The sequence below is a fragment of the Parasedimentitalea denitrificans genome (genome assembly GCF_011813015.1).
GTDB classification, from domain to species: domain Bacteria; phylum Pseudomonadota; class Alphaproteobacteria; order Rhodobacterales; family Rhodobacteraceae; genus Parasedimentitalea; species Parasedimentitalea denitrificans.
Genome location: NZ_QHLQ01000020.1, coordinates 7456 through 31122 on the forward strand (window position 1 = coordinate 7456; position 23667 = coordinate 31122).

The 23667-nt window shown below is 57.9% G+C and carries 26 protein-coding genes; 12 read left to right on the forward strand and 14 right to left on the reverse strand.

The features are described 5' to 3' along the window. The first annotated feature begins 367 nt into the window (after positions 1-367). Positions 368-871 (forward strand): hypothetical protein, encoded by a 504-nt coding sequence (locus DL239_RS16745; protein ID WP_206188503.1) that lies wholly within the window; start codon positions 368-370, stop codon positions 869-871. 38 nt (positions 872-909) lie between these two features. Here the strand turns inward: DL239_RS16745 and DL239_RS16750 are convergent, their stop codons facing one another. Further along, positions 910-2094 carry a GntT/GntP/DsdX family permease gene (locus DL239_RS16750; protein ID WP_167685256.1) on the reverse strand — a complete coding sequence of 395 codons (1185 nt, stop codon included), beginning with the start codon at positions 2092-2094 and terminating at the stop codon, positions 910-912. An 81-nt stretch (positions 2095-2175) separates the two neighbouring features. Between DL239_RS16750 and gcvA the strand changes: the two genes are divergently transcribed. Further along, positions 2176-3066: a transcriptional regulator GcvA gene (gene gcvA / locus DL239_RS16755; RefSeq protein WP_167685257.1), complete on the forward strand. Its 891-nt coding sequence runs from the start codon at positions 2176-2178 to the stop codon at positions 3064-3066. 21 nt (positions 3067-3087) lie between these two features. On the opposite strand, the gene DL239_RS16760 is transcribed toward gcvA, so the two are convergent. From DL239_RS16760 to ubiA, 3 genes are all read right to left on the reverse strand, one after another. Next, a complete protein-coding gene (locus DL239_RS16760; RefSeq protein ID WP_167685258.1) occupies positions 3088-3402 on the reverse strand; it encodes a hypothetical protein in 315 nt (104 codons plus the stop codon). Beyond that, positions 3389-5341, reverse strand: a complete 1953-nt coding sequence (locus DL239_RS16765) for an OmpA family protein (RefSeq protein WP_167685259.1) — start codon at positions 5339-5341, stop codon at positions 3389-3391. Before DL239_RS16765 ends, DL239_RS16760 begins: the two co-directional genes overlap by 14 nt. Positions 5342-5404: 63 nt before the next feature. After that, positions 5405-6382 (reverse strand): 4-hydroxybenzoate octaprenyltransferase, encoded by a 978-nt coding sequence (ubiA, locus tag DL239_RS16770; protein WP_167685260.1) that lies wholly within the window; start codon positions 6380-6382, stop codon positions 5405-5407. A 12-nt stretch (positions 6383-6394) separates the two neighbouring features. Between ubiA and DL239_RS16775 the strand changes: the two genes are divergently transcribed. The 4 genes from DL239_RS16775 to DL239_RS16790 all read left to right on the forward strand — a co-directional run bounded on the left by DL239_RS16775 (position 6395) and on the right by DL239_RS16790 (position 9937). Next, on the forward strand, positions 6395-7123 hold the full coding sequence (locus tag DL239_RS16775; RefSeq protein WP_167685261.1) for a 16S rRNA (uracil(1498)-N(3))-methyltransferase: 729 nt from the start codon (positions 6395-6397) through the stop codon (positions 7121-7123). Next, positions 7093-7977 (forward strand): GNAT family N-acetyltransferase, encoded by an 885-nt coding sequence (locus tag DL239_RS16780; RefSeq protein ID WP_206188504.1) that lies wholly within the window; start codon positions 7093-7095, stop codon positions 7975-7977. Before DL239_RS16775 ends, DL239_RS16780 begins: the two co-directional genes overlap by 31 nt. After that, complete coding sequence (locus tag DL239_RS16785; RefSeq protein WP_167685262.1) at positions 7974-8501, forward strand: hypothetical protein; 528 nt, start codon at positions 7974-7976, stop codon at positions 8499-8501. The genes DL239_RS16780 and DL239_RS16785 overlap by 4 nt, the downstream gene beginning before the upstream one ends. A 65-nt stretch (positions 8502-8566) precedes the next feature. Further along, positions 8567-9937 (forward strand): glutamate--cysteine ligase, encoded by a 1371-nt coding sequence (locus DL239_RS16790; protein WP_167685263.1) that lies wholly within the window; start codon positions 8567-8569, stop codon positions 9935-9937. 111 nt (positions 9938-10048) lie between these two features. Here DL239_RS16790 and DL239_RS16795 read toward each other — a convergent pair whose 3' ends face one another. Next, positions 10049-10537 (reverse strand): hypothetical protein, encoded by a 489-nt coding sequence (locus DL239_RS16795; protein ID WP_167685264.1) that lies wholly within the window; start codon positions 10535-10537, stop codon positions 10049-10051. A gap of 116 nt (positions 10538-10653) precedes the next feature. On the opposite strand from DL239_RS16795, the gene DL239_RS16800 reads away from it, so the two are divergent. Continuing rightward, positions 10654-10908 (forward strand): hypothetical protein, encoded by a 255-nt coding sequence (locus DL239_RS16800; RefSeq protein ID WP_167685265.1) that lies wholly within the window; start codon positions 10654-10656, stop codon positions 10906-10908. 51 nt (positions 10909-10959) lie between these two features. Here the strand turns inward: DL239_RS16800 and plsY are convergent, their stop codons facing one another. Genes plsY through DL239_RS16840 form a run of 8 tightly spaced genes read right to left on the reverse strand, consistent with a single transcriptional unit; the run spans position 10960 to position 16034 of the window. Beyond that, the gene (plsY, locus tag DL239_RS16805) at positions 10960-11565 is read right to left on the reverse strand and encodes a glycerol-3-phosphate 1-O-acyltransferase PlsY (protein ID WP_167685266.1); all 606 of its coding nucleotides are present in this window, start codon (positions 11563-11565) and stop codon (positions 10960-10962) included. Continuing rightward, positions 11565-12875 carry a dihydroorotase gene (gene pyrC / locus DL239_RS16810; RefSeq protein WP_167685267.1) on the reverse strand — a complete coding sequence of 437 codons (1311 nt, stop codon included), beginning with the start codon at positions 12873-12875 and terminating at the stop codon, positions 11565-11567. The genes plsY and pyrC overlap by 1 nt, the downstream gene beginning before the upstream one ends. Beyond that, positions 12872-13408, reverse strand: coding sequence for an aspartate carbamoyltransferase catalytic subunit (locus DL239_RS16815; RefSeq protein ID WP_167685268.1), 537 nt, complete (start codon positions 13406-13408; stop codon positions 12872-12874). The genes pyrC and DL239_RS16815 overlap by 4 nt, the downstream gene beginning before the upstream one ends. Next, entirely contained in the window at positions 13408-13569 is a 162-nt protein-coding gene (locus DL239_RS16820) for a hypothetical protein (RefSeq protein WP_369410584.1), read from the reverse strand. The genes DL239_RS16815 and DL239_RS16820 overlap by 1 nt, the downstream gene beginning before the upstream one ends. Beyond that, positions 13553-14161 (reverse strand): hypothetical protein, encoded by a 609-nt coding sequence (locus DL239_RS16825; RefSeq protein ID WP_167685269.1) that lies wholly within the window; start codon positions 14159-14161, stop codon positions 13553-13555. Before DL239_RS16825 ends, DL239_RS16820 begins: the two co-directional genes overlap by 17 nt. Continuing rightward, on the reverse strand, positions 14158-14535 hold the full coding sequence (locus DL239_RS16830) for a hypothetical protein (protein WP_167685270.1): 378 nt from the start codon (positions 14533-14535) through the stop codon (positions 14158-14160). Before DL239_RS16830 ends, DL239_RS16825 begins: the two co-directional genes overlap by 4 nt. Next, positions 14532-15032, reverse strand: coding sequence for a hypothetical protein (locus DL239_RS16835; RefSeq protein ID WP_240931903.1), 501 nt, complete (start codon positions 15030-15032; stop codon positions 14532-14534). Before DL239_RS16835 ends, DL239_RS16830 begins: the two co-directional genes overlap by 4 nt. Positions 15033-15074: 42 nt before the next feature. Continuing rightward, positions 15075-16034: an aspartate carbamoyltransferase catalytic subunit gene (locus DL239_RS16840; RefSeq protein WP_167685272.1), complete on the reverse strand. Its 960-nt coding sequence runs from the start codon at positions 16032-16034 to the stop codon at positions 15075-15077. Between the two features lie 176 nt (positions 16035-16210). Between DL239_RS16840 and DL239_RS16845 the strand changes: the two genes are divergently transcribed. The 5 genes from DL239_RS16845 (at position 16211) to DL239_RS16865 (ending at position 23265) form a co-directional block, all read left to right on the forward strand. After that, positions 16211-16972: a uracil-DNA glycosylase gene (locus DL239_RS16845; protein WP_167685273.1), complete on the forward strand. Its 762-nt coding sequence runs from the start codon at positions 16211-16213 to the stop codon at positions 16970-16972. After that, positions 16969-17568: a metallophosphoesterase family protein gene (locus DL239_RS16850; RefSeq protein WP_167685274.1), complete on the forward strand. Its 600-nt coding sequence runs from the start codon at positions 16969-16971 to the stop codon at positions 17566-17568. The genes DL239_RS16845 and DL239_RS16850 overlap by 4 nt, the downstream gene beginning before the upstream one ends. A gap of 39 nt (positions 17569-17607) precedes the next feature. Then, positions 17608-18150, forward strand: coding sequence for a molybdenum cofactor biosynthesis protein B (gene moaB, locus DL239_RS16855; RefSeq protein ID WP_167685275.1), 543 nt, complete (start codon positions 17608-17610; stop codon positions 18148-18150). 105 nt (positions 18151-18255) lie between these two features. Then, on the forward strand, positions 18256-19710 hold the full coding sequence (locus DL239_RS16860; RefSeq protein WP_167685276.1) for an efflux RND transporter periplasmic adaptor subunit: 1455 nt from the start codon (positions 18256-18258) through the stop codon (positions 19708-19710). Between the two features lie 159 nt (positions 19711-19869). After that, positions 19870-23265, forward strand: coding sequence for an efflux RND transporter permease subunit (locus DL239_RS16865; protein ID WP_167685277.1), 3396 nt, complete (start codon positions 19870-19872; stop codon positions 23263-23265). On the opposite strand, the gene DL239_RS16870 is transcribed toward DL239_RS16865, so the two are convergent. Next, complete coding sequence (locus DL239_RS16870; protein ID WP_167685278.1) at positions 23214-23666, reverse strand: NUDIX hydrolase; 453 nt, start codon at positions 23664-23666, stop codon at positions 23214-23216. The genes DL239_RS16865 and DL239_RS16870 overlap by 52 nt on opposite strands. Position 23667 lies beyond the last annotated feature (1 nt).

Here is a 23667-nt window from a genome sequence, read left to right on the forward strand (position 1 = left end):
CTGCAGGAACCACTGTGATGTCCGACAATAGGCTTTGTATGATCGAGGCGACCCTGGCCTAGGTGAGGGGAATTGAGCGGATCTGTGCGGCTGTTGGGGTGGTATTGTAGGGTCACTTGATGAATGTCATATTTTCAATTCAGGGTTGAATATTTTGCTTTACGTTGACGATTTGATCCTTTTATAAACTGGATCATGTAAGCCACGTAGAGGTGGATTTTTTAGCGGTACCTCGATTAACCAATTAACCAATTAACCTATTAATGAAAAATTAACGAATGTTTATTGCGTACCCGACACCCCCTATTTAGATCGCCTCCTCGGATGGAAATGGCTCCTCCGGAATGGCTAGATGAGCATTGCTAGAATGAGAATTAAGTTAACGTCTTTAACCATGTGTTTGGCTTTTGTCGCGTCGCAGGCAGTCGCTATTGAACCGTTGATCATCAAGCGGGGGTCGGGCTGGTCGGCGGGGGGAATTGTTGGCACCTATGCCAAAAAGGCAGAGCATTCGATCAATACCGGTCAGCGTATCGAGATTCGTTCCAAAGCCTGCATCAGTGCCTGTACCTACTTTGCGCTGTCGCCCTACACCTGCGCCTTGCCGGAAACGCGTTTCAAGTTTCACGCGCCGCAGCGTGCCCTTTTGGCGTTTGCGGGGATACCTGGAGCCGTTCACCAGCCCAGCTTGAAAATCATGGTGGACGATTTCAACATGATGCGTCCTGCCATTATTCCGGGCTACCCTGCGCTAGGGGATTGGTTTCTTGAGAATGCGGGCAAGCTAACTGGTCCGTTCTTTCGTGTGCTGACTGGTGCCGACATGAACCGAATCTACGGGCTTGCTCTGTGTGACGAGGAAGACGCGTAGGCGTTAGCTCAGCCAGATTTGTCTGGCGCAAGTTGTACTCAGATCAATCCTGCCACAGTTGCAGTGCCGATCAAAATAAGACCGGTTAGCGCTTGTGCTATAGCTCCGCCTGTCAGAACCCAAATGGCCCGTCCGTCGCTGTCGGCCTCTGACAGGGCGTCGCGCCTGACCAGCCAATAGAAGCTGTCATTGGGAAGGATCGCGATGAACGACCCAAGGCAAATTGCAAACACGGCGGCTACATTGGAGATATTACTGCTGGTGACCAAGGGCGCCGCCACGGGGGCAACCGCTGCAAACGTCGCCATGCTCGATCCTTGGGCAAGCTTGAACAGGGTTGAAAGGGCGAACAGGCTCAGAACACCCATTAGCCCGGTGCCGGACGGGAAAAGCGCGCTGACCGAGATAACCTGGATCAGGATCGCACCAAAGGCTGTCGCCGCGCCGATGACAAGCAATAGGGATCCGGTTCGGCGGACTGCGCTTTCCAGGCATGTACGGCGGTGGGCGCTTGGGCAGTCAAACATCGCTAAGGTTGCAGCTACCAGTAGCGCGCCCTTGGGGAGCGTCAGAAAGTCGAGTACCGGCGTGTTGGTTAGGTCGATGGCAGCGCCAGTGAGAAGCAGTAGTGCCAGCACCGCAAACGGGGTGAGGGGGCGAAAGCTTTGCAGATTGACTGGAGCCGATATGTTCTCGGCGGACATGGCGGGAACCGCATTGATACTCCGCGCCCAGAGCGATCCTGCCAGCCAAACCGGCACCAACAGGACCAACCCATAGACTGGCAACATCGGGTCAGTGACGCTTAGTCCGGTTGCGACTATCAATGGTCCAGCCGGAAACAACAGTTTAAACCCCGCATAAGACCCAAAGGCGACATCCAGTTTTTGACGGCCGGCAATAGGCGACAGGGCCGCATAGGCCGTATCTGGACAAATCATGCCAGCCCCCGCAATCGGTGACATTGCCGCCGCTAGGCCTTTTGCTGGGGTGGACGATTGGCGCGATAGGGCCGCGGCCAAGGCAAACGAGGGCAGCAAGATCAGGGCGAATTCCCCTAGAGCACTGCCGAACCCGGTGTTGAACACCCTGATCACCTCGGGCGCAGACATGCCGCTGTAAAAACCCATGCCGATAGCCAAGAGTACCATCCAGATCACCAGTGGCATATCCGGTAGATATGAGGTGATTGCACGCTCGCGTGGAGTTGTGATGTCAGACATGTCGCTAGGCCCTAAAATTCCCTTGCCTTATGATAGATTGAGGCCCTAGCGTTCTAAAATGAGAAATTTGACGGTGTTATCATGAGTTCATGGAATGATAGGTCTCCGCTTCCACTACGTGCCTTGCAGGTGTTTGAGGCCGCAGCCCGGTTTCAGAACTTTACTGCCGCAGGAGAGGATCTGGGGATCACGCAAAGCGCGGTTAGTCGGAAGGTTTCTGAACTGGAGGTTATCCTAGGGGTCCAACTCTTTCAGCGTTCAGGTCCTAATCTTTTCCTGACGCCGCAGGGGAGCGCGCTGGCAGTGCGTGTGACCTATGCCTTGGGGGATCTGAACCGGGCCTGCGCCGAGGTTCAGCCAGCCGCAAAGTCTGATGTTGTGACCCTCTCGATGCTGCCTTCGGTGGCTGCAAAATGGCTAGCGCCTCGGCTAGGGCAGTTCACAGATTTGCACCCGGAAATTGACTTGCGTATCAGTGCGTCGCGGGATCTTGTTGATCTGAGGGTCAACCAAATAGATGGAGCAATCCGGTACGGCGCGGGCCAGTGGCTGGGGTTGGTAGCTGTCTGGTTGGGGGCCGAAACGGTTTGCCCTGTCTGTGCGCCGGACTTGATCGACAAACTCGGCGTAACCACGCCAGCGGATTTGCTCTATGCTCCGCTGTTACATGCTGACATTGTCGAGGACTGGGCCGCCTGGTTTCGCGCGGCAGGCCTTAACGATCCGCAGGTGCCACGTGGGCCTAAACTTGGCGATGATACGGCCATTTTACAGGCCGCACTGTCCGGGCAGGGTTTTGCGCTGGGCCGATCGCAGCTTGTTGCGGATGACCTGCAAGCTGGTCGCTTGATCGCGCCATTTGAGGTGACGCTTGAGGCAAGTTTCAGCTACTGGTTTGTGTCGCCGACAGAGCCCGGCGACAACCTGAGCCTTGTCAGGGATTGGGTTATAAAGGAATTCAACAGGTGCTGACCCGTACAAAACGGGGCGGGATCAGCCTTCGTGGTGCATCCTTAGTTCTTCGCACTCTTGCCGGGCTGCACGCAATCCGTCCATAGCGGCATGCAATTCAGCCTCGGTCTGGGCCAGTTGGTTGCTCAGCTCCGCCTCGCGCTGCTGCAAGTATGTGATGGCCTGATCGCGGGTTTCTTCGGCTTCATGCAGTTCCTGGCTCATCCGATCCAGATCAGCGACATCGCTTTGCTTTACACGGGTGAACCGGTGCACCAGCCAATTGGCAAACCAGCCCATCACAAAAGCGGCGAACAGGATTATGGCGGTGGTGATGATGAACTCAGTTCTGTTCATTGTTCGGGGTCTCCTGTTCGGTGGGCGCATCCGCTTCGGGGGTGGTTTCACCGTTCGCTTCACTGTCTGATGCACTGGCGGCATTTTCACTTGCTGCGCTGTCCAGCGTGCTTGGCGTCTCCGGGCCTTGTTCAGGGCGGATCAAGTGGAAGGTAATACGTCGGTTCTTCTCACGGCCGTCTTCGGTGCCGTTGTCTGCAATCGGGGTGCTCTCGCCATAACCTTTGGCGGCAAAGCTAGAGGTCACAACCCGGCGTGACCGCAATTCGTTTAGAACCGATTGCGCCCGCGCCTGGCTTAGGTTCTGGTTCATTTCTTCGCGGCCCTGACTGTCGGTGTGGCCTTGGATTTCAAGACGAACTTCGCCGCATTGATCCAGTATCACGGCAATCGCATCCATAGTGCCGCGACTTTCGGCGGCAACCGTTGCCGAACCAGGTTCAAAGGCAATTTTGCCCACCTGTTGAATAGACGCCAACTCAGACTCGCACTGCTCGGGCTCCATCGGCTTGTCTTCGGGTTCTGGCAGCGGCTCATAGCTGATCTTCAGATCATAGATCTCGGCCCCGCCCAGTTTGGCAGACAGCAGCTTTGAAATCTCGGCGCTGGCGTCTTCCTGATGGCTCATCCCACGTAGGGTGACGTGGTCAGGTGTCACCGTCAAAGACCCTCGCTGAAGCTCGGACAGGGCTTCTAGCCCGGTCAGTACCCGGACTGGCCAATTGGCTGGCAGGCCGACAACCACACGTGCGGCAACATGGACGTTTTCCGACCCAAACCGCGCCTTGGCAAAGCTGTCGACTAGGTGGCGCATCGTTTCGTTCGATAGCCGTCCGCGCAGTTGGACTTGCCCTTCAGGGCTCAGGGTTGCGGTGAATTCGGGAGGGCCGACTTCAGCCTCGGTCTCAGGCTCTGGCAGTACAGCATGCAAGGCAAATACCTTGGGTAGTGCGTTTTCCAACTCACCTACCACTTGGTCGAACAGCTCGTGGCTGGTGTCAGCGGTTGCGACTAGGGTGATGTCTGCATTGGCGATGGTGACAGAGCCTGCACCGAGTTGGGCAAGGCTGGCAATGCTTAGCTCTGCGGCGCGGGACCAGTTGGGCGAGGGCACGCCCATTCCGATCACGCAGGTGGCCGGAACAGCCAGTTTGGCCTCTTCGGCAGCCGTCATGATCCGGTCACGACTGACCTCACTTTCGGCCGAGCAGGCGTCAAAGCGGCCACCGTTTTCATCGATGTGATAGCGCAGTGTAAACGGTGTGATCACCGGACGGGGGGCGGCAATGTCCAGCGCTAATCGCAGACCCGGAGGGGCGGTGCGGTTCAGAACTTTCTCCAGCGCCTGCTTTTCCTCGGCGCTATCGGTAATAGCGGTGATCGAAACCTGCCCCGCCACCACGGATATTTTTGCCCGTGGCAGGCGTTTTAGAGATTTGACCGCGTATCCCATTGCATCGGACCACCCGTTGGGTGCGTCATAACGGGCGGTTTCCAGCAGGTCGGCAACCCGATCTTCGCCCACCACTCTGGCCAGTTGCTCGACAATGGCTGCACGCCCTGCACCGATTGGGATCAACCCAATGATAGAGATACCACTTTCATTGCGCAGGATTTCTACGGAAAACCGGGGAGGCGCTAGATCTTCTGTTGGGGTGACATCCATCTCATCGATGATGCGTGCAGCGTCGACAGTTCCACCAACGACCGAGATCGCGGTGAAGCGGTTGGCTTCGTCCGGTGCGGTGCCGTTCAGGACAACCCGCAACCCGTCGGCAGTCACTTCGGCCCAGTCGTGGCCTGTTCGGTCCAGTGTTCGGCGCACCGCGATTTCGGTGCTGTATTCCATCCCGGTAACGGCAAATCTTGCGGCGACCAGGCTTAGACCTGCGGCAGCTAGAAATGTAAGGCTGACAATCAGTAGTGAAGAAAGGCGCATAGGCGGGGGAGTATCGTCCAATTAAAGTTTCGTCTTCTTACCGGTTGAAACGCCTCGGATCAATCACGCGAACAGGGCTGCGGCAAAGAAGATCAGCGGAATCAGGCCGGTGTCACGGTTCAGGCGGAACAATTTCAGCAAGTTATCATTGTTATCAGTGTCTAATGCGCGCAATTGCCAGGTCAGGTGCCAGCCCATGGCCCATGGTGCAATCAGGGCCAGCAGCAGCGCCAGAATAGACCCGTTGGGCATTACAGCCATAAGTACCGCCAGCCCCATCAGGCAGACAACGGCGACCAGAAACCTGCGGAGCCAGGTTGCGGTATCCTTGCCGAACAATCGGGCGGTGGACTTTACGCCGATCAGCGCGTCGTCCTCGGTGTCTTGGTGGGCATAGATGGTGTCATAGAACAGTGTCCATGCGATCCCGGCTAGATACAAGTACACAGCCGGCCAGTTCAGAGTGCCGGTATGTGCGACCCAGGCCAGCATTGCGCCCCAGTTAAAGGCCAGCCCAAGAAATATCTGCGGCCACCAGGTGAACCGCTTGGCAAAGGGATAGATCGCAACTGGGAACAGGGCCAGTATGCCCATTGCAACGGCGGCGTAGTTGAAACTGAACAGGATCAGGGCCGAAATCGCAATTTGTATGACCATCCAGACCACAGCGCCTTTGACGGAGACCTGGCCAGAGGGGATAGGACGGGATCGGGTCCGTTCGACCTGTCCATCAAAATCCCGGTCGGTGATATCGTTCCAAGTGCATCCCGCGCCGCGCATCAGCCAGGCCCCAGCCGCACAGGCGATGAATATCCAGGCGTCCTCCCAGCGAGGGCTTTGATCCCACAACATCGCCAGCGCCAGCCCCCACCAACAGGGAATCAGTAGCAGCCAAGTGCCAATCGGACGGTCTGCGCGCGACAGCCGCAGATAGGGGCGCGACCATGCCGGCGCACGGGTATCCACCCAATTGTCTGTAACAGCGTCCGAAACTTGACCTTCAAGGTTCGGTTCGTCTGGATTAGGGGCGTCGCCTTGCATATGTAGGGCCTCATGAGCGCAAAGATCAGACTGTATGTAGAGCACCCGCTGGGGGCAGGGCAATCGCTTCCTCTGGATCGGGATCAGGCACATTACCTGTTTGGGGTGATGCGGCTAAGTGCGGGCAGCCAGGTGCTGCTGTTTAACGGAACAGATGGCGAGTGGCTGGCCGATGTGACCGAGGCCAAGAAACGGGCCGGGGTGTTGACCAGTGTCGAGCAGACCAAGCCGTTGCAAATGCCACCCGACCTGTGGCTTTTGTTCGCCCCGATCAAAAAGGCCCGCACCGATTTCATCGTCGAAAAAGCCGCCGAGATGGGCGCGGCGAAAATCCTGCCTGTGCAGACAGAGTTCACCAATTCTGAACGCATCCGCCAAGACCGCCTGCAGGCCCATGCGGTCGAAGCGGCTGAGCAATGCGGTGGCACCTATGTGCCCGAAGTGGGCGAGCTTCAAAAGCTTGGCCGCCTGCTGGACCACTGGCCCGAAGATCGTCAGCTGATGTTCTGCGACGAGGCTGAAGTAGGGAATGCTCTGGCGCTTGCAGCCGCTGATAAATCCGACGCGCCCTGGGCCATTCTGATCGGTCCCGAGGGTGGCTTCTCCCCATCCGAGCGCAAGCGCTTACACGCTTTGCCCTATTCCCATGTCGTCAGTCTTGGCCCCCGCATCTTGCGGGCCGATACTGCTGCCGTGGCAGCAATGACCCTATGGCAACAGGCGCTTGGGGATTGGGGGTGACCTGGCGGGTCGCTCAGGATGGTGACTTGGATTGGATCCAGTCCTTTCTGATGGCCAACCTTCAGTCGTCGATGTTCCTGCTCAGCAATTTGCGGGACCATGGGCTTCATGACGGGACCTCGGACAAGGGTATGACCATCTGGTTGTCCGAAGGTGCTGCACCAGGCGTTTTTGCCATCACCAACTCAGGCATGATCCTGCTTCAGGCCCCAAATGCCGATGCTGCTATGTGGCGGCGCGCAAATGATCTGATTGCTGATCGGCCAGTTCTAGCCGGATGTATCGGTGAAACCCGACAAGTCCGCGCCTTTCTGACATCGGCAGGGCTGAACGATCTACCAACATTGATCAACGATGATGAACCGGCCTTTCGGCTGGATTTGGCAGAACTGGCAATGCCACAGGGGCAGCAAGGTGAGCTGGTCCTTCTTTCGGCAGTGCCACGTGATTTGATCGTGAAATGGCGGACGGAATATCATCTTGAAGTCATGGGTGCCCCGGAAGCCAAAGCCGCAACACTGGCTGAAACTGACATCGCTAGCTACATCGAGAAAGATAGCCATCGTATTTTGCTGATCGATGGTCAGCCCGTGGCGATGACCGGGTTCAATGCAACCTTGCCATCCGTGGTGCAAATTGGCGGTGTCTACACGCCGCCCGACCTGCGCGGTCGCGGTTATGCGCGTCTTGCTTTGGCGCTGCACTTGCAAGAGGCCCGCGCCAAAGGCGTGACAAAATCTATTTTGTTTGCCGCTAGTACCGCCGCAGTTCGTGCCTATATGTCCTTAGGTTACCAACGGGCAGGAGAGTTCTCGTTGGTCATCTTTGATACTGATGGGAAGGACGCAGCATGAGCTTTATCAGACCCGAGGCCCAGGCCGCGATCTGGCGCTGGCGAGAGATAATTGTTGCGGCAGTTGTTTTGTTGATGGGCCTGCGCTGGGTTCTGGGGGCATTTGGCCTGCTGTTCTGGGGCGGCTGGGTTCTGCTGATCATTGGTACCGCTCTGGCTGTCATCGGTTACCAACGGATGCGATTTCGCCTTGGGGTTGGTGGCCCCGGCGTGGTGCAGGTGGACGAAGGGCAGATCGCCTATTTTGGTCCTCTGACTGGTGGCGCGGTTGCGGTGTCCGAGCTGACTCAGCTGGCGCTGGATCACACCGCCAAGCCACCCCACTGGGTGTTGAACCAACCGGGGCAGGAGCCACTGCACATTCCGGTCAATGCCGAAGGCACCGAGATCCTGTTTGATGTCTTTGCCAGTTTGCCCGGATTGCGCACAGAAAGAATGCTAACCGAGCTGCGCCGTGGCGGGCCTCACACGGTCGTGATCTGGGAAAAACAAAACACCCGCCCCCCGGTTCAAAGGCTGCATTGACAGTCGGCGGGATTCGCACCACGACTTATCCTCTTACATGATTATCCAGCAACGGAGCGCTGCGCATGTCTATTCCCCAGTCCGGTGGCGGACCGATTGAACATCACAGCCAGTTGGCTGGTTATCTGGCCGAAGGCTGCAAGCCCAAGGCCGACTGGCGCATTGGTACCGAACACGAGAAATTCGGGTATTGCAAAGACAGCCTGAAGCCGCTGCCTTTCGCCGGAGAGCGCTCTATTGTGGCGGTTCTGGAAGGATTGCGCGACAGCTATGGCTGGTCGCCGGTCACCGAAGGCGGCAACCTGATCGGGTTGGAAAAGGACGGTGCCAATGTCAGTCTCGAACCGGGTGGCGCGGTAGAACTGTCCGGGGCTCCGCTAGAGACGATCCACGAGACCTGCGACGAGGTGAATGTTCACCTGCGCGAGGTCAAGGATATCGCTGACAAGATTGGCGTCGGATTTATCGGTCTGGGCGCGGCTCCGATCTGGAAACACGATGAAATGCCGCTAATGCCCAAGGGGCGTTATCAGCTGATGAATGATTACATGACCAAGGTGGGAACCATGGGCCGCGACATGATGCGCCGGACCACCACCGTGCAGGTCAATCTCGACTTTGGTTCCGAGGCCGACATGGTGCAAAAACTGCGCGTCGCGCTGGCTTTGCAACCGGTAGCCACTGCGCTATTCGCCAACTCTCCGTTCTTTGAGGGCAAGCCAAACGGGCACAAATCCTGGCGCAGCCGGATTTGGCGCGATCTGGATGACGCTCGAACCGGGATGTTGCCATTTGCGTTTGAAGATGGCTTTGGGTTCGAGGCTTATGCGGAATACGCCTTGGATGTGCCGATGTATTTTGTCTACCGCGATGGGCAGTACATCAACGCGCTGGGCATGTCTTTCCGTGATTTCCTGAAAGGTGAATTGCCGGCACTGCCCGGTGAAAAGCCGACGATGTCGGATTGGGCTGATCACCTGACTACAGCCTTCCCCGAGGCGCGGATCAAGAAATACATGGAAATGCGCGGTGCTGATGGTGGCCCTTGGCGGCGGCTATGCGCGCTGCCGGCATTCTGGGTTGGTTTGATGTACGTCCAGTCCAGTCTTGACGCGGCCTGGGATCTGGCCAAAGGCTGGGATGCTGAAACCCGCGACGGTCTGCGTGTCGCCGCGTCAGAGCAAGGACTTCAGGCGCAGGTAGGCAACATCAAAATGCACGAACTGGCCCGCGAAGTTGTCTCAATTTCCGATGCAGGTCTAAAGGCCCGCGCCCGTGCTGGGGCTGGCGGGTTGGTGCCGGATGAAACCCATTTCCTGAACGCACTGAAGGACAGCCTGGACAGTGGCAAAGTTCCCGCTGACGAGTTGCTGGATCGTTATCACGGCGATTGGAATGGTGACCTGACCAAGATCTACGGCGAGTTCAGTTATTAAAGCCATTAATGGCGCAGCCCGGCCTATGGCGGGCTGCGCTTGGCGCCTTATGGCGCCTGCCTTCGGCAAAGGTATTTGTAACAAGAAGAAACAAACGAGTGTTGTGACGGGTTAGGCTTTCTTGGCCTTTGTCTTTGCGGCTCTTTTTAGGCTCCGATCATAAAGCAAGGCAAATACCAATCCCCAGAGCGGTGCAAAGAACGACCCCAGCCGCAGGCAGAATTCGCCAAACTCTGGGTGTCCAAGCAGGTAGATGCCTGCTGTAACCAAGCCATTCACCGCAAGCATAAGCAAGGCGCAGGCCAGGGGACGGGCTGGGTTGTTTTGTAGGTAGACCCACAGTGCAACGCCGCCAAAAAACAGGTATTGCAGGCCTCCAAAAACTGGCGACAATCCGGCGATCAGCTGTGCGACTGGTAGCACCAAAACAGCTTCGTCCAGGCCTTCTTTTCCTGCTGGCAAAAGCAGAACAAGAGTGGGCTGCAGGGCTAGGAACACAACCGTTAGAGCCAGGAGCCCAAGGCTGGTGATGATGGGAGAGGCGATCAGAGCGAGGATAAACCTGCTATCCGGCACGGAATATGTTGGAGCTATAGACACTCTAAAGAAATCCAAGTGATTTGAAAGTATGGCTTAGGGCACTGAAAATGGGTTTTGCCACAATGGTCTAACGTAATCTAATCTGGGGTTGTTCGCATTCATTTTAGGAGAAAGCCATGCGCGACTTTTTTATTTCATCTCTGGAGAAGCTCATAACCGTTGTTGTGATCCTTATGTGTATCGCCGTTGTTGTTGGTGCCGGCGGCATGATGATGAGCCCAGAAGGCGGGTTGCTGGCGGCAGTTGGTGTTTTGATCGCTGGCAGTCTTTATGTCGTTCTAATGGGGGGGATGATGTATCTGTTCTTGGGTATTTACGACAATACCAAGCGCACCGCCGAGGCCACCGAGAGAATGGCGCAAGGCGGCTGACGTGGCCTTCGGCGAAGGTATTTTTGACAAGAAGAAGCGCAGGTGCCCAGTTTACTTCTGTCCGATCTTTGGTTCGGCACCTGCGAGAATACGGGTAATATTGGCAGAGTGCCGCCAGAAAACGATGGCCGCGAGTAGGGCAGTAAGGGCGCTGGAATTGCTGTAGCCCAGAGCGATCGCCCAAACCGGGGCAGAAGCTGCCGAGACCAATGCGCCCATGGATGAGATCCGCGAAACTGCGGCTGCTGCTAGCCAAGTTAGGCAGCAGGCAACGCCCACAGGCCAGGCGAGCGCCAATATCAGGCCCAGGAAGGTCGCGACACCTTTGCCGCCCTTGAACTGTAGCCAAATTGGAAAACAATGGCCCAGGAATGCGGCAAGACCAGCCAGTTGCGCTGCATCTTCGCCAGCCAGAGCACGGGCCAGCAGCACCGCCGCCGCGCCCTTGCCGCCATCCAAAAGCAGTGTCATTGCCGCGGCGGCCTTGCTCCCGGTGCGCAGCACGTTGGTGGTGCCGATGTTGCCTGATCCGATGTCACGCAGGTTACCCAACCCCATGGCGCGGGTCAGCAGCAGGCCAAAGGGAACAGATCCCAGCCCATAGCCAATCGCGGCCCAAAGCAGCAGCAGGGCGGCAGACGTCTCAAATACTGGCATTAATCTCTCCGATAAACCGGTTCCCCGGCGACATAGGTTGCCAGCACCCTACCTTGCATCCGCTGGCCGTCAAACGGTGTGTTCTGCGATTTGGATTTCAGTGCAAACCGGTCCATCACAAAAGGCACATCTGGATCAAACAGCAGCAGGTCAGCTGGCGCACCGGCACACAGACGACCGCTCTCCAGCCCCAACCGTTTGGCCGGGTTCAGGGCCATGGCGCGGAATAGGGTGGGCAGGTCCAGATGGTCAGAATGATACAGCCGCAGGACGGCAGGCAGCAGGGTTTCCAGAGCAACAGCACCGGCAGCGGCCTCTTCAAACGGCAGGCGCTTGCTTTCTTCATCCTGCGGGGTGTGCATCGAACTGATGATGTCGATCAGTCCTGTCCGCACCGCCTCGACCACCGCCAACCGGTCTTCCTCGGATCGTAGCGGTGGTTTTACCTTAAAAAAGGTCCGGTAGTCGGCTGGGTCCAGCTCGTTCAATGTCAGGTGGTGGATTGAGGTGCCGGCGGTGATGTCCAGTCCGTTGCCCTTGGCGCGTTCCAATGCGGGCAGGGCGCGGGCTGTGGTGATTTGGTCGGCGTGGTATCTCGCACCGGTCATTTCCAGCAGCGCGATGTCACGGTCCAGCCCCATGCGTTCTGCCATAGGCGACACGGCAGGAAGCCCGCGCAGAGCGGCAAACTTTCCGCTTGTAGCAGCCGCGCCTTTGGACAGAATCGGTTCTTGTGGGTGGGCAATGACCAATGCGCCGCAGGATTTGGCATAGGTCAGCGCACGAGAAAATACCTTGGTGTCTGTCACCACTCGATCACAGTCGGTAAAGGCCACTGCACCGGCGTCCATCAAGAACCCGATCTCGGTCATCTCACGTCCGTCCCGCCCCTTGGTCAGGGCGGCCATTGGCAGCACGTTGACCGGCGCATCGGCCTGCGCGCGGCGGGTGACAAATTCCAGCACTTCGGGGCTGTCAATCGCGGGCGAGGTATCAGGGCGTGTGACCATGGTGGTGACACCGCCCGCCGCCGCCGCAAGCCCCGCCGACTTGTAGCTTTCCTTGTGGCGCTCACCGGGTTCGCAAACTTTGACACCGATATCGACGATGCCGGGGGCCAGACAGCGGTTTTTGCAGTCAATGATCTCAACAGCGTCGGATGACAGCCCCCGTTGATCAACCAGCGCGTCGGGGCCGGCACTTGCTGGAAAGGCTTCGACAATCTTTCCGTCTTGCACCAGCAAATGGCCCGGCGCGTCGGTTCCGGCCACTGGGTCGATCAGGCGGGCATTGGTGAAGAGTAGGGTCATGCTGATGTTCCTTTGTCCTTGGCCTGGATCCTTCGCATCAGACGATAAACTTCGCGTCCGTCTGCAAGGCGCTCAAAACCAATTGGGACTGTGTAACTTCGTTTTTTGGTTCGTTTGGTTTCTTCGGCAAAATTCACGCTGCTTAGCGCTCCGTCGATCAGTTCAAGCGAGGAGTTGGCATTGATCGGGTAAGACTTAAGACTTTTGCCACGTAGGGGGATGTTGACGGCAATAAAGGCCCGCCGATCAGTCAAAGTGTACCAACTGTGGCGGCGCTTAAACGTCGCCCAAAATAGTGAGTGGAGCACAAGGCCGAAACCAACCGCAAAGTGGATGAGCCCGAACATCCAAAACTGGCCGTCGCCTTGCGACGCTTGGGCCATCCAGAATACCGCAAAGCCTGCAAAGACCATCCCAAAGAGGGCCGAGAAGACATTGGAAATACCTAGGGCGAAACCACCATCAGGGCGGCCCTGCCAAAGTATCGTTTCATCCGGATCCAAGATGCCGGCCCACTGATCAAGGTCACTCATTATATGTGCCTCTCTATCGTACGAGCGGCACCCGCCGGATCCGCCAAATACTTGATCAGGTGCTTGTCGCCACTCTTGGTCACTACCTGCACATAGCTGCCCATGGTGCGCACCCGCTCGATCTGGGTCAACGGTATGTTCCGTTCAGCGGGGCCGGTCATGTGATGTCTTTCCGTTCTGCTGTCGGAGCCTGTAGTTTACGCAACAATCGATATACTTCGTGACCGTCTTTGATACGCTCAAAGCCAATTGGAACGATGGAATCGCTATGAGCACCGTAATCGTGGATGGCGCCTTGCACTGTTTTTTCAGCGAAAAAACTGATTGCAGTCGGCCATCTTGTAGTTCCGGAGCTTTACAGTCCTGGATCATAAAGGATTGTCGGTACTTGCCGATAAAAGGAATACTGGTGGCAATAAAAATTTGTTTGGTAGTTAAAGTGTACCAAGTATTTTTTTGTTTGCACCTCGGCCACAAAACAGCAGAGGCCATTATTCCGAGACTGATAGCAAGAAGACTCGAGAGGAACAACCAAATCGAAAATACTGTTTCAGGAGTTCCCGTGATTTCTTGTTTAGCTAATTCTGAGCGCAACATTGCCATGAATAGTAACGTACCAACGGCAAAGAAACCTCCAATGAACAAAATGAAAAAGCCAAAAACGGAGGGTATAAAACTCGGCACTGGCTGACCCTGCCAAAGGACGTTTTCTCCTGAAGTTAATACGCCCAATCTAAAGTCACCCGCGCTCATGCCTTGGCCCTTTGTATTGCCATCATCGCTGCAGCCGGATCCACCAGATACTTGATCAGATGCTTGTCGCCACTCTTGGTCACCACTTGTACATAGCTGCCCATGGTCCGTACCCGTTCAATCTGGCTCAGTGGTACATTACGTTCAGCGGGGCCAGTCAGGTGAGTGTCAGATAGCGTCCAGACCACCGCAAGATCTTCGGACATCAAATACCAACCGCGCAGGACGATCGCGGCCAATCCGCCGATGGCTCCCGTCCAGACATGGGGGTTGCCCATTGCCCACAGAATTACCATGCCCGCTGCCATGGCCAGTGCTGCCATCCAAGCATGCGAGCGGATATAGGCGGTGCGGTCGGGGATGAATGTGGTCATGGCCAACCTACCAGTTTGCTTAGCAGCGCAAGAAGCAACAGCATCACCACAGCGAAGATGCTGGCGCCGATGCGGCGGGCTTTGGCGCGATTGGCGCGGGGCGATAGGCGTGGGGCGGAATAGGGTTTGGCGCTGTCGGCCTGAATTTGTGCGCCGGTCCAATGGGTTTGGTCTTCGCCGTAGGCCCCGATGAATGTGATTTGTTCAGCAGGTGTCAGGCGCGTTTCCTCGCCGCCAAACGCACGCGAGCGGATCAGCATCACATGACCGGTCAGCTCCATTAGGCGCTCGCGGTCGGCGGTTATGTGATCGGCTGGAACTGCGCAGCCTTCGGTTAGGTAACCTACAAGACCCAAGTCTTCGAGATCGCTGATCGGGAAAATTTCAACCTGATCCAGGTTGATGTCTTCGATACCCAGCACTTGAGGCAGCGCACCGGGTTCGCGCAGGAAACGGGCCTGTTCAGGGCGCATGTCCAGATTAAAAACGCGGATCATGCCGCGTTCTCCGCTTGGGATATGCACCACCGTGTCCATTGGTTAGCTCGCTGCTGCCTGTTGTTCGGCGCGTAGGTTTTGCGCCAACAGGTCCATCACCGCCATACGCACGGCGACGCCCATTTCGACCTGCTCCTGAATGACCGAGCGGTTGATGTCATCGGCCAAGGTACCGTCGATTTCCACGCCGCGGTTCATTGGGCCGGGGTGCATGACGATGGCGTCGGGTTTGGCCATTGCCAGTTTGTCGGCGTCCAGACCATAGCGGTGGTAGTACTCGCGCTCAGACGGAATAAAGCCGCCGTCCATGCGTTCCTTTTGCAGACGAAGCATCATCACGACGTCGACGTCTTTCAGGCCCTCGTGCATGTCGTCATAAATCTCGGCGCCGAATTCCGCGAATTGGCTCGGCACCAGCGTTGGCGGGCCGATCAGGCGGATGCGGTTTTCCATTTTACCCAGCAGGATCAGGTTGGATCGTGCAACCCGGCTGTGGGCTACGTCGCCACAAATGGCGATGTTCAGGCGGTGCAAACGGCCCTTGGCGCGGCGAATGGTCAGCGCATCCAGCAAGGCCTGAGTTGGGTGCTCGTGGCGGCCATCGCCGGCATTAAGCACTGCACAGTTGACCTTTTGTGCCAGCAGATCCACCGCGCCGGAATGGGGGTGGCGTACGACCAGCAGGTCGGGGTGCATAGCGTTCAGGGTCATCGCGGTGTCGATCAGGGTTTCGCCCTTTTTGATCGATGACGCCTGCATCGCCATGTTCATCACGTCTGCGCCCAGCCGTTTGCCGGCAATTTCAAAACTTGCCTGGGTGCGGGTGGAGTTCTCAAAGAACATGTTGACCTGGGTTAGCCCTGCCAGCGCGTCAGACCGTTTCTCGGCGGTGCGGTTCTGGTCAGCGTATTTGTCGGCCAGATCAAGGATCGCTGTGATCTCATGCGGGCGCAGGGGTTCAATGCCAAGCAGGTGTTTGTGGCCAAATGGGGTGGGGGTCATGTGCAGGCTCCGCGCTGGGTCGGGGGTGTTATAGGGATGTGGGCTGTGGCGGGCAAGATGTTGTGCAGTGGGAAATCCGGGGCGTCGCATGTGTCGTAAGTGTCGGATTTTGAGTATTTTTGGCAACGAGAAGCTGGGGTGTTTCGTATCCGGGGCAAGCGGGGTAGTTTGACGCCATGGAATCGGCATTAGATTATCACAGCGCGCGGGCGCTATTGCAGTGGCAGATCGAACTGGGGGCTACCGAGAGTATCGGTGACGAGCCGGTTGATCGTTATGCGCTACAGGCGACGGTGCCAAAAGCGAAGGCGGATCAAACGCCTGCGGTGATCAAGCCCAGGGAAGTAGACCCCGTTGAGCAGGCGCAAAAGGCAGCGCGGGCGGCCACTGGGTTGCCCAGCTTGCGGGCGGCGCTGGAGGGGTTTGAGCACTGTGCCTTGAAAAAGGGCGCGCGTAATCTGGTGTTCAGCGACGGGCAGGCCGGGGCGCGGGTCATGATCATTGGCGAGGCACCGGGGCGCGAGGAGGACCGGGCGGGGACACCGTTTGCGGGTCAGCCGCTTGGGTTGCTGGACAAGATGCTGGACGCGATTGATCTGTCGCGCGACAAGAATGTTTATCTAACCTGTGCGCTGCCGTGGCGGCCTCCGTTAAATCAGGAATTGCAAGCGTCAGATATCGCGATGATGGTTCCGTTTCTGCAACGACATGTCGAACTGGCCGAGCCTGAATTTCTTGTGTTGATGGGCAATGCGGCCTGTCAGGCTGTGCTGGGGAAACGTGGCATCAGCCGATTGCGGGGGCAATGGCAGCAAGCCTGGGGTAAGGCCGTACTGCCGATGATGCCGCCGGATCGTTTGTTGGGGCAGCCGCATGGAAAACGCGATGCTTGGGCTGACCTGTTGTCGCTTAAGGCGCGGCTGGGGGCTTTGATGTGAAGATACTGGCCTTTTCCGATTTGCATGCGGCACGTGCCCGGGCTGCCGACTTGGTGGCTGCCAGCGCCGATGCGGATCTGGTGATTGGGGCGGGTGATTTTTGCAATATGCGACAGGGGCTGGATCAGGCGATGCAGTTGCTTTCAGGAATTGCTGCCCCGATGGTGGCGGTTCCGGGCAATGCCGAGAGTGCGGATGAATTGCGCGCGGCGGCTTTGGCGAACATGACCGTGCTGCATGGTGCTGGAACGGAAGTTGAGGGTCTTCGGCTGTTTGGTCTGGGTTATGGCGTGCCGGTGACGCCGTTTGGCGATTGGTCCTGTGATTTGACTGAAGCGTTTGCCGGGCAGATGTTGGCGGAGTGTGGTGAGGCGGATATCCTGATCACTCATTCTCCCCCCAAAGGCCTAGCCGATTTGACATCAAATGGGATCTCGGTTGGCTCAACTGCGATACGGGATGGGATTGAGCGGGTTCAGCCGCGACTGGCGCTTTGTGGGCATATACATGACAGTTGGGGGCAGCGCGGCCGTATTGGCGCGACACAGGTGGTGAATCTGGGGCCGACAGTGAATTGGTTTGAGGTGGATCAGTGATCTGCCAAGGCTACTATATTTAAAGGAAGAATTGGCAGCATGTCGCGCATCGACGAAAGCAAAGAGTTTATTCCGGTTCGCATCGCAGTGCTAACCCTGTCAGACAGCCGCACCCTGGCCGAGGACCGCTCGGGGCAGGTGCTGGTGGACCGGTTGCAGGCGGCTGGGCATGTGCTGGCGGATCGCAAGATCATGCCGGATGACCGCGCCGATATTGCCGATCAGCTGCGCGCCTGGGTGGCCGACCCTGATGTGGATGTGGTGATTTCCACCGGTGGCACCGGGCTGACCGGGCGCGATGTCACGGTTGAGGCACACAGGGATGTCTATGAAAAAGAGATCGAGGCTTTTGGTACGGTATTCACCATTGTCTCGATGAAGAAGATCGGCACCAGTGCGGTGCAATCGCGGGCCACAGGTGGAGTGGCGGGCGGGACATATTTGTTTGCTCTGCCTGGTAGTCCGGGGGCTTGCAAAGATGGTTGGGACGAAATTCTGGCGATGCAGTTGGATTATCGGCATCTGCCCTGCAATTTTGTGGAAATAATGCCCAGATTGGACGAACATCAGCGACGGAAATAATCTGATGCTGCGTGTAACCTCGCAAACCCCGCCGAAGCTTGATAAGTTTCAGTAGGGTGCAGAGGGTTGGATTAGGTAGCGGTTGCCACCTGAAAGGTATGATAGATGCGCTTTTTGCGTCAGAGTTTGACGGGGATTTTTCTGGCGGCGGTCAGCGTGGGTTTGCTGTTGTATGCCGGTCAGATGATCTTTGGCGCTGTGCAGCAGCGGATGAGCAATGAGCGCAAGGCGCCGCCACCGCGCGAACGTGTTTTTGCAGTCAACCTTGTTACCGCGCAGTTGCAGGATATTGCGCCCGAGCTGATCGCGTTTGGTCGGGTCGAAAGCCGTCGGCGGCTGGAACTGCGCACACCGGTGGCTGGGCGGGTGACTTCGCTGGCTGAAGAATTTGAAGAGGGCGGAGAGGTTTCTGCAGGGCAATTGTTGTTGCAGATCGACCCGGCGGATGCGCAGTCGGCACTGGATCGGGCCGAGGCTGATATGCAGGACGCCCGTGCCGAAGAGCGCGAGACTGGCAGGGCCTTGATATTGGCGCAGGATGAATTGGCTGCGACACAGGATCAGGCGCAGCTTCGCCAGCGCGCTTTCCAGCGGCAGGTGGATTTGAAAGCGCGCGGTGTTGGCACAGCGGCCACTGTTGAGGTGGCGGAACTGGCTGCGGTTCAGGCTAGCCAGGCGGTCATCTCGAGGCGGCAGGCGGTGTCACAGGCCGAGGCGCGGGTGGATCAGGCCGCGTCTAATCTGGCGCGGGCAGAGATCAATCTGGCGACCGCGCAGCGAGATTTGGCGGACACCACGGTAACGGCGCAGTTTGGTGGCACATTACAGTCGGTTAGTTTGGTTCAGGGGCGATTGGTTTCGGCGAATGAAAAGCTGGCTGAACTGGTAGACCCAACCTTGCTAGAGGTAGCGTTTCGGATTTCCACCGTGCAATACGCCCGGTTGCTGAATGACAGTGGTCAGTTGATTGCGGCCCCGGTTCGGATCTCGCTGGATGCCACCGGCGCAGATCTGAGCGCCGAGGGTGTGATCAGTCGTGACAGTGGTGGCGCTGGCGCTGGGCAGTCTGGGCGTTTGATCTATGCGCGCCTGAGCGCCACGCCGGGCTTCAAGCCGGGTGATTTTGTAACGGTGTCGGTGCGTGAGCCCGAGCTGAGCGCGGTGGCGCGTTTGCCTGCCACGGTGCTGGATGCCAATGGTACGGTTTTGGTTCTGGGGGCAGAGGACCGGTTAGAGCAGATGCAGGTCGAACTGGTGAGGCGTCAGGGTGATGATGTGCTGATCCGGGGTATAGGGCTGGCTGGCCGCGAGGTCGTGTCGGGGCGCACGCCTCTGTTGGGCGCAGGCATCAAGGTGCGGGCGCTGCGCAACGGTGCTGCGCTACAGCCGCAGGCGGAATTCATCGAACTGAGCGACGAAAGACGCGCGCGACTGACCGCGTTTGTTCAAGGAAACAGCCGGATGCCCGAAGAGGCCAAGAAGCGTGTGTTGGGACAGTTGGCCGAGGCCAAGGTGCCCGCCAAGTTGGTGTCTCGCATTGAATCGCGGATGGGGGGCTGAGATTATGGTTCCGACAAATATGCTAAGGGCCGCGCTTGACCTTGGGGAGGTGCAAAGCGCCTTCCCGTTTTGCCAAAGGCAAACCTCCGGTTTGATGGGAAGGTCAGGCGCGGCCCGGCGGTGCCGGGCCAAAATAGAACCAGCACACAGAGCAATCCAATGATCCGGGGGCTTCCCCAATCAGCGGGCGGATTGCTTAGCTATTTCACCCGACACCGGACGGCTGCCAACCTGCTTTTGGTGGTGCTGATGGTGGCGGGGATGGCCGCCATTCCCAATATGCGAGCGCAATTCTTTCCAGATGTTGTGCTTGACCGGATTACGGTCTCGGTTGGCTGGGACGGGGCTGGCCCCGAGGATGTAGACAGCGCAATCGTGCAGGCGCTAGAGCCTGCTTTGCTGGCGGTTGAGGGGGTCGAAACCTCGTCTGCAACATCCCGCGAAGGGCAGGCATCAATCCGTCTGGAGTTCGAACCCGACTGGGATATGGCCCGCGCTGCGGATGATGTGCAGTCGGCGGTGGACTTGGTAACAACGCTGCCCGAGGCCGCAGATGAGCCGACGGTCAAGCGCGCAGTCTGGCGCGATCGGGTTACCGATGTGGTGATCTCGGGGCCGCTGGCGCCTGCGCAGCTTGGGCTGTTAATGGACGAATTGATAACCCGCCTTTTTGAGGCTGGTGTGACCCGCACAACGATCCGTGGCGTTGCCGCTCCGCAAACTTTGGTTGAGGTGCCGTCGTCGAACCTGATCGCCCATGACGTGACCCTGACCCAGATTGCAGATGCAATTGCGGCCGAGGTGGATGCGGATCCGGCGGGGGATATCTCGGGCGCCAATGCGCGGGTGCGTACCGGACGAGAGAAACGAAAGCCGGAAGAGATCGAAGGCATAGTGTTACGCTCTAATGCCGACGGATCTTCGCTGACCATTGGCGATGTGGCGCGGATCTCGGTCGAAGGTGTTGACCGGAACAGGGCGTATTTCGTTGACGGAAATGCTGCAATGTCGCTGCGGGTTGACCGGTCCAATAAGGGCGATGCCATTGGCATTCAGCGTACTGTTGAAGACGTGGTTGACCAGATGCAACTGAGCCTGCCGCAGGGGGTTGAGGTCGAGTTGATCCGCACCCGTGCCGAGGCAATTTCAGGACGTCTAAACTTGTTGGTGGATAACGGGCTGATGGGGCTGGGGCTGGTGGTAATGCTGCTGTTCCTGTTCCTAAATGCGCGGATCGCATTTTGGGTGGCTGCGGGGATACCAGCGGCGATGTTTGCTGCCATTGCCATCATGTATGCAGCTGGGCTGACCATCAACATGATCAGCCTGTTTGGTCTGATTATCACGCTGGGTATGGTGGTGGACGATGCTATTGTGGTTGGCGAACACGCCGATTTCCGCGCCCGACGGTTGGGAGAGCACCCAGTGGTGGCATCAGAAAAAGCGGCACAACGCATGGCGATGCCGGTACTGGCTGCAACCTTGACCACCATCATCGCGTTCTTTGGGTTGGTTGTGATCGGCGGCCGGTTTGGAACCTTGATCAGAGACATACCATATACCGTGATCGCGGTGTTGGTGGCGTCCTTGGTCGAGTGCTTTCTGATTTTGCCCAACCATCTGGCCCACGCCATCGCCCACGGTGCCAAAAAGCACTGGTACGACTGGCCAAACCGGGTCGTAAACCGGGGCTTTCGCTGGGTGCGCGACCATCTGTTCCGGCGGTTGATATCCTGGGTGATCTGGGGGCGATATGTTGTGCTCGCCGGTGCACTGGCTCTCATGGCCAGCCAAGTGTCTCTGATGATCGGTGGCGATGTGAAATGGCGGTTCTTCAACTCGCCGGAACGCAGTTCGGTCACCGGGAACTTTGCCATGGTCGAAGGCGCCAACCGCAGCGATACCCTGGAAATGATGCAAAAGATGCAGCGTGCGACCGAGGCGCTGGGCGCAGAGTATGAAGAGCGTTATGGTCTTAACCCGCTGGTCTTTGTTCTGGCCGAGGTCGGCGGCAATGCGGGCCGCAGTCTGTCGGGGGTGGATACCAAGGATACAGACCTGCTGGGCGGCATTTCAATCGAATTGATCGAGGCAGACCTACGACCAGAGTATTCCAGCTATGCCTTTGTTGCGGAATTGCAGGACAAGGTGCAGCGTCACCCAATGGCCGAAATTGTCTCGTTTCGCGGCTACCGCTCGGGGCCGGGCGGGGATGCGCTGGATGTTCAATTCTTTGGGGCCTCGGTACAGACCCTAAAAGATGCCTCGGAAGATCTGAAAAGCGCCTTGTTGCGATACCCCGAGGTGTCGGCGGTAGAGGATACACTGGCCTATGACAAAGAGGAGGTCATGCTGGACCTTACCCCACAGGGGCAGGCGCTCAACTTTACCATCGACACATTGGGGCGGGCACTGCGCGCGCGTTTGAACGGGATCGAGGCGGCGACCTACCCGGACGGCCCACGGTCGGCCACCATTCGGGTTGAGCTGCCCGAAGGCGAGCTGACGGCAGACTTTCTGGAGCGCACGTTGATGCGGACACCTGCAGGGAATTATGTGCCGCTGGCCGATATCGTCTCGGTGACACAGCGCACGGGATTTTCGACCATTCGGCGTGAAAACGGCATTCGGGTGATCTCGATCACCGGTGATATATCCGAGGATGATCCGGCGAAGGCGGAACAGATTTCGCAAGCATTAGAGACTGAAATACTGCCGAAAATCGCCAGCGAACGGCAGGTCGAATGGCGACTAGCCGGGCTAAGCGAGCAAGAGGATGAGTTCTTGAAGGATGCGCGTACCGGGCTGATCCTGTGCCTGACCGGCATCTATCTGGTGCTGGCCTGGGTGTTTTCTAGTTGGACCCGGCCGATTGTGGTGATGGCGATCATTCCGTTCGGGCTGGTCGGGACGATTTATGGGCACCACTTCCACGGCGTACCTTTGTCGATGTTCTCGGTCGTTGGGTTGCTGGGGATGACGGGTATCATCATCAACGATTCCATTGTGCTGGTGACAACCATTGATCAATACGCCGAGGATCGCGGGCTGATCCCTTCGATCGTTGAGGGGGCGGCAGACCGATTGCGGCCCGTTATGCTGACCACGATGACGACAGTACTGGGGCTGGCGCCATTGCTGGCCGAAAAGTCGCAACAGGCGCAGTTCTTGAAACCGACGGTTATCACTCTGGTCTATGGTCTGGGGTTCGGCATGGTTCTGGTGCTGTTGGTGGTGCCCGCATTGGTGGCAATGCAAAGTGACGTGGCGCGGCCCATGGCTGCCCTGCGCCACGCGGTCAAAGCCGGGGCAACGCGGTGGTTGATACTGGGAGTTGGCGCGGTGCAAGCCGCATGGCTGGCACTGACGATGGGGCAGACAGTGGTCACCGGGGCTTTGTCCCCAACCCTGGTTGAGATGCTGCCGGGGCTGGCAAGTCTTGACCCGATGCGCGCCGCGCTATTGGCATTTTTGGGCGGGGCAGCGGTGATTGTGGTTGTCGGTTACGTGTTAGCTGCGCTGGGGCTTGGGCTGCGATCGCGCAGTCGCGCCTGAGCCATACACGCCACGTCGGCGACCCGATCCAATAGCGGCAACCCGCAACTGTCCAGATCGTTGACTGGCATCCAGATTGCCTGCTCCGCATCGTCAGCCGGGGTTGGCGTGCCCTTTTGATACTCGCACAGCACTGCCACCAGCAGGTACTGGTGCGCAATTTCACCATCGTCGTTGCGCAGGATCACGTCGACATTGGTAAGATATTCCAACGGGAGAGCGGCGACCCCGGTTTCCTCATGCAGCTCACGGACAGCGGCCTGAAGTGCGGTTTCGCCCAGCTCTAGATGGCCGCCGGGGAACCCCCACATGCCAGCGCTGGGTTGCTTACCCCGCTGCACCAGAACGACACGATCACGATGGCAGACCACGGCAATGACGCCGACAAGAGGACGGTTCATG

Bases quoted from the DNA above. Each gene is read 5' to 3' on its own strand.
- DL239_RS16745 (WP_206188503.1), top strand. From the start codon at position 368: ATGAGAATTAAGTTAACGTCTTTAACCATGTGTTTGGCTTTTGTCGCG.
- DL239_RS16845 (WP_167685273.1), top strand. From the start codon at position 16,211: ATGGAATCGGCATTAGATTATCACAGCGCGCGGGCGCTATTGCAGTGG.
- DL239_RS16825 (WP_167685269.1), bottom strand. From the start codon at position 14,161: ATGAGCGCGGGTGACTTTAGATTGGGCGTATTAACTTCAGGAGAAAAC.
- moaB (WP_167685275.1), top strand. From the start codon at position 17,608: ATGTCGCGCATCGACGAAAGCAAAGAGTTTATTCCGGTTCGCATCGCA.
- pyrC (WP_167685267.1), bottom strand. From the start codon at position 12,875: ATGACCCTACTCTTCACCAATGCCCGCCTGATCGACCCAGTGGCCGGA.
- plsY (WP_167685266.1), bottom strand. From the start codon at position 11,565: ATGCCAGTATTTGAGACGTCTGCCGCCCTGCTGCTGCTTTGGGCCGCG.
- DL239_RS16860 (WP_167685276.1), top strand. From the start codon at position 18,256: ATGCGCTTTTTGCGTCAGAGTTTGACGGGGATTTTTCTGGCGGCGGTC.
- DL239_RS16870 (WP_167685278.1), bottom strand. From the start codon at position 23,666: ATGAACCGTCCTCTTGTCGGCGTCATTGCCGTGGTCTGCCATCGTGAT.
- gcvA (WP_167685257.1), top strand. From the start codon at position 2,176: ATGAGTTCATGGAATGATAGGTCTCCGCTTCCACTACGTGCCTTGCAG.
- DL239_RS16800 (WP_167685265.1), top strand. From the start codon at position 10,654: ATGCGCGACTTTTTTATTTCATCTCTGGAGAAGCTCATAACCGTTGTT.
- DL239_RS16780 (WP_206188504.1), top strand. From the start codon at position 7,093: ATGGCAACAGGCGCTTGGGGATTGGGGGTGACCTGGCGGGTCGCTCAG.
- DL239_RS16830 (WP_167685270.1), bottom strand. From the start codon at position 14,535: ATGACCACATTCATCCCCGACCGCACCGCCTATATCCGCTCGCATGCT.
- DL239_RS16790 (WP_167685263.1), top strand. From the start codon at position 8,567: ATGTCTATTCCCCAGTCCGGTGGCGGACCGATTGAACATCACAGCCAG.
- DL239_RS16865 (WP_167685277.1), top strand. From the start codon at position 19,870: ATGATCCGGGGGCTTCCCCAATCAGCGGGCGGATTGCTTAGCTATTTC.
- DL239_RS16835 (WP_240931903.1), bottom strand. From the start codon at position 15,032: ATGATCCGCGTTTTTAATCTGGACATGCGCCCTGAACAGGCCCGTTTC.
- DL239_RS16840 (WP_167685272.1), bottom strand. From the start codon at position 16,034: ATGACCCCCACCCCATTTGGCCACAAACACCTGCTTGGCATTGAACCC.
- DL239_RS16775 (WP_167685261.1), top strand. From the start codon at position 6,395: ATGAGCGCAAAGATCAGACTGTATGTAGAGCACCCGCTGGGGGCAGGG.
- ubiA (WP_167685260.1), bottom strand. From the start codon at position 6,382: ATGCAAGGCGACGCCCCTAATCCAGACGAACCGAACCTTGAAGGTCAA.
- DL239_RS16765 (WP_167685259.1), bottom strand. From the start codon at position 5,341: ATGCGCCTTTCTTCACTACTGATTGTCAGCCTTACATTTCTAGCTGCC.
- DL239_RS16820 (WP_369410584.1), bottom strand. From the start codon at position 13,569: ATGACCGGCCCCGCTGAACGGAACATACCGTTGACCCAGATCGAGCGG.
- DL239_RS16750 (WP_167685256.1), bottom strand. From the start codon at position 2,094: ATGTCTGACATCACAACTCCACGCGAGCGTGCAATCACCTCATATCTA.
- DL239_RS16785 (WP_167685262.1), top strand. From the start codon at position 7,974: ATGAGCTTTATCAGACCCGAGGCCCAGGCCGCGATCTGGCGCTGGCGA.
- DL239_RS16760 (WP_167685258.1), bottom strand. From the start codon at position 3,402: ATGAACAGAACTGAGTTCATCATCACCACCGCCATAATCCTGTTCGCC.
- DL239_RS16815 (WP_167685268.1), bottom strand. From the start codon at position 13,408: ATGAGTGACCTTGATCAGTGGGCCGGCATCTTGGATCCGGATGAAACG.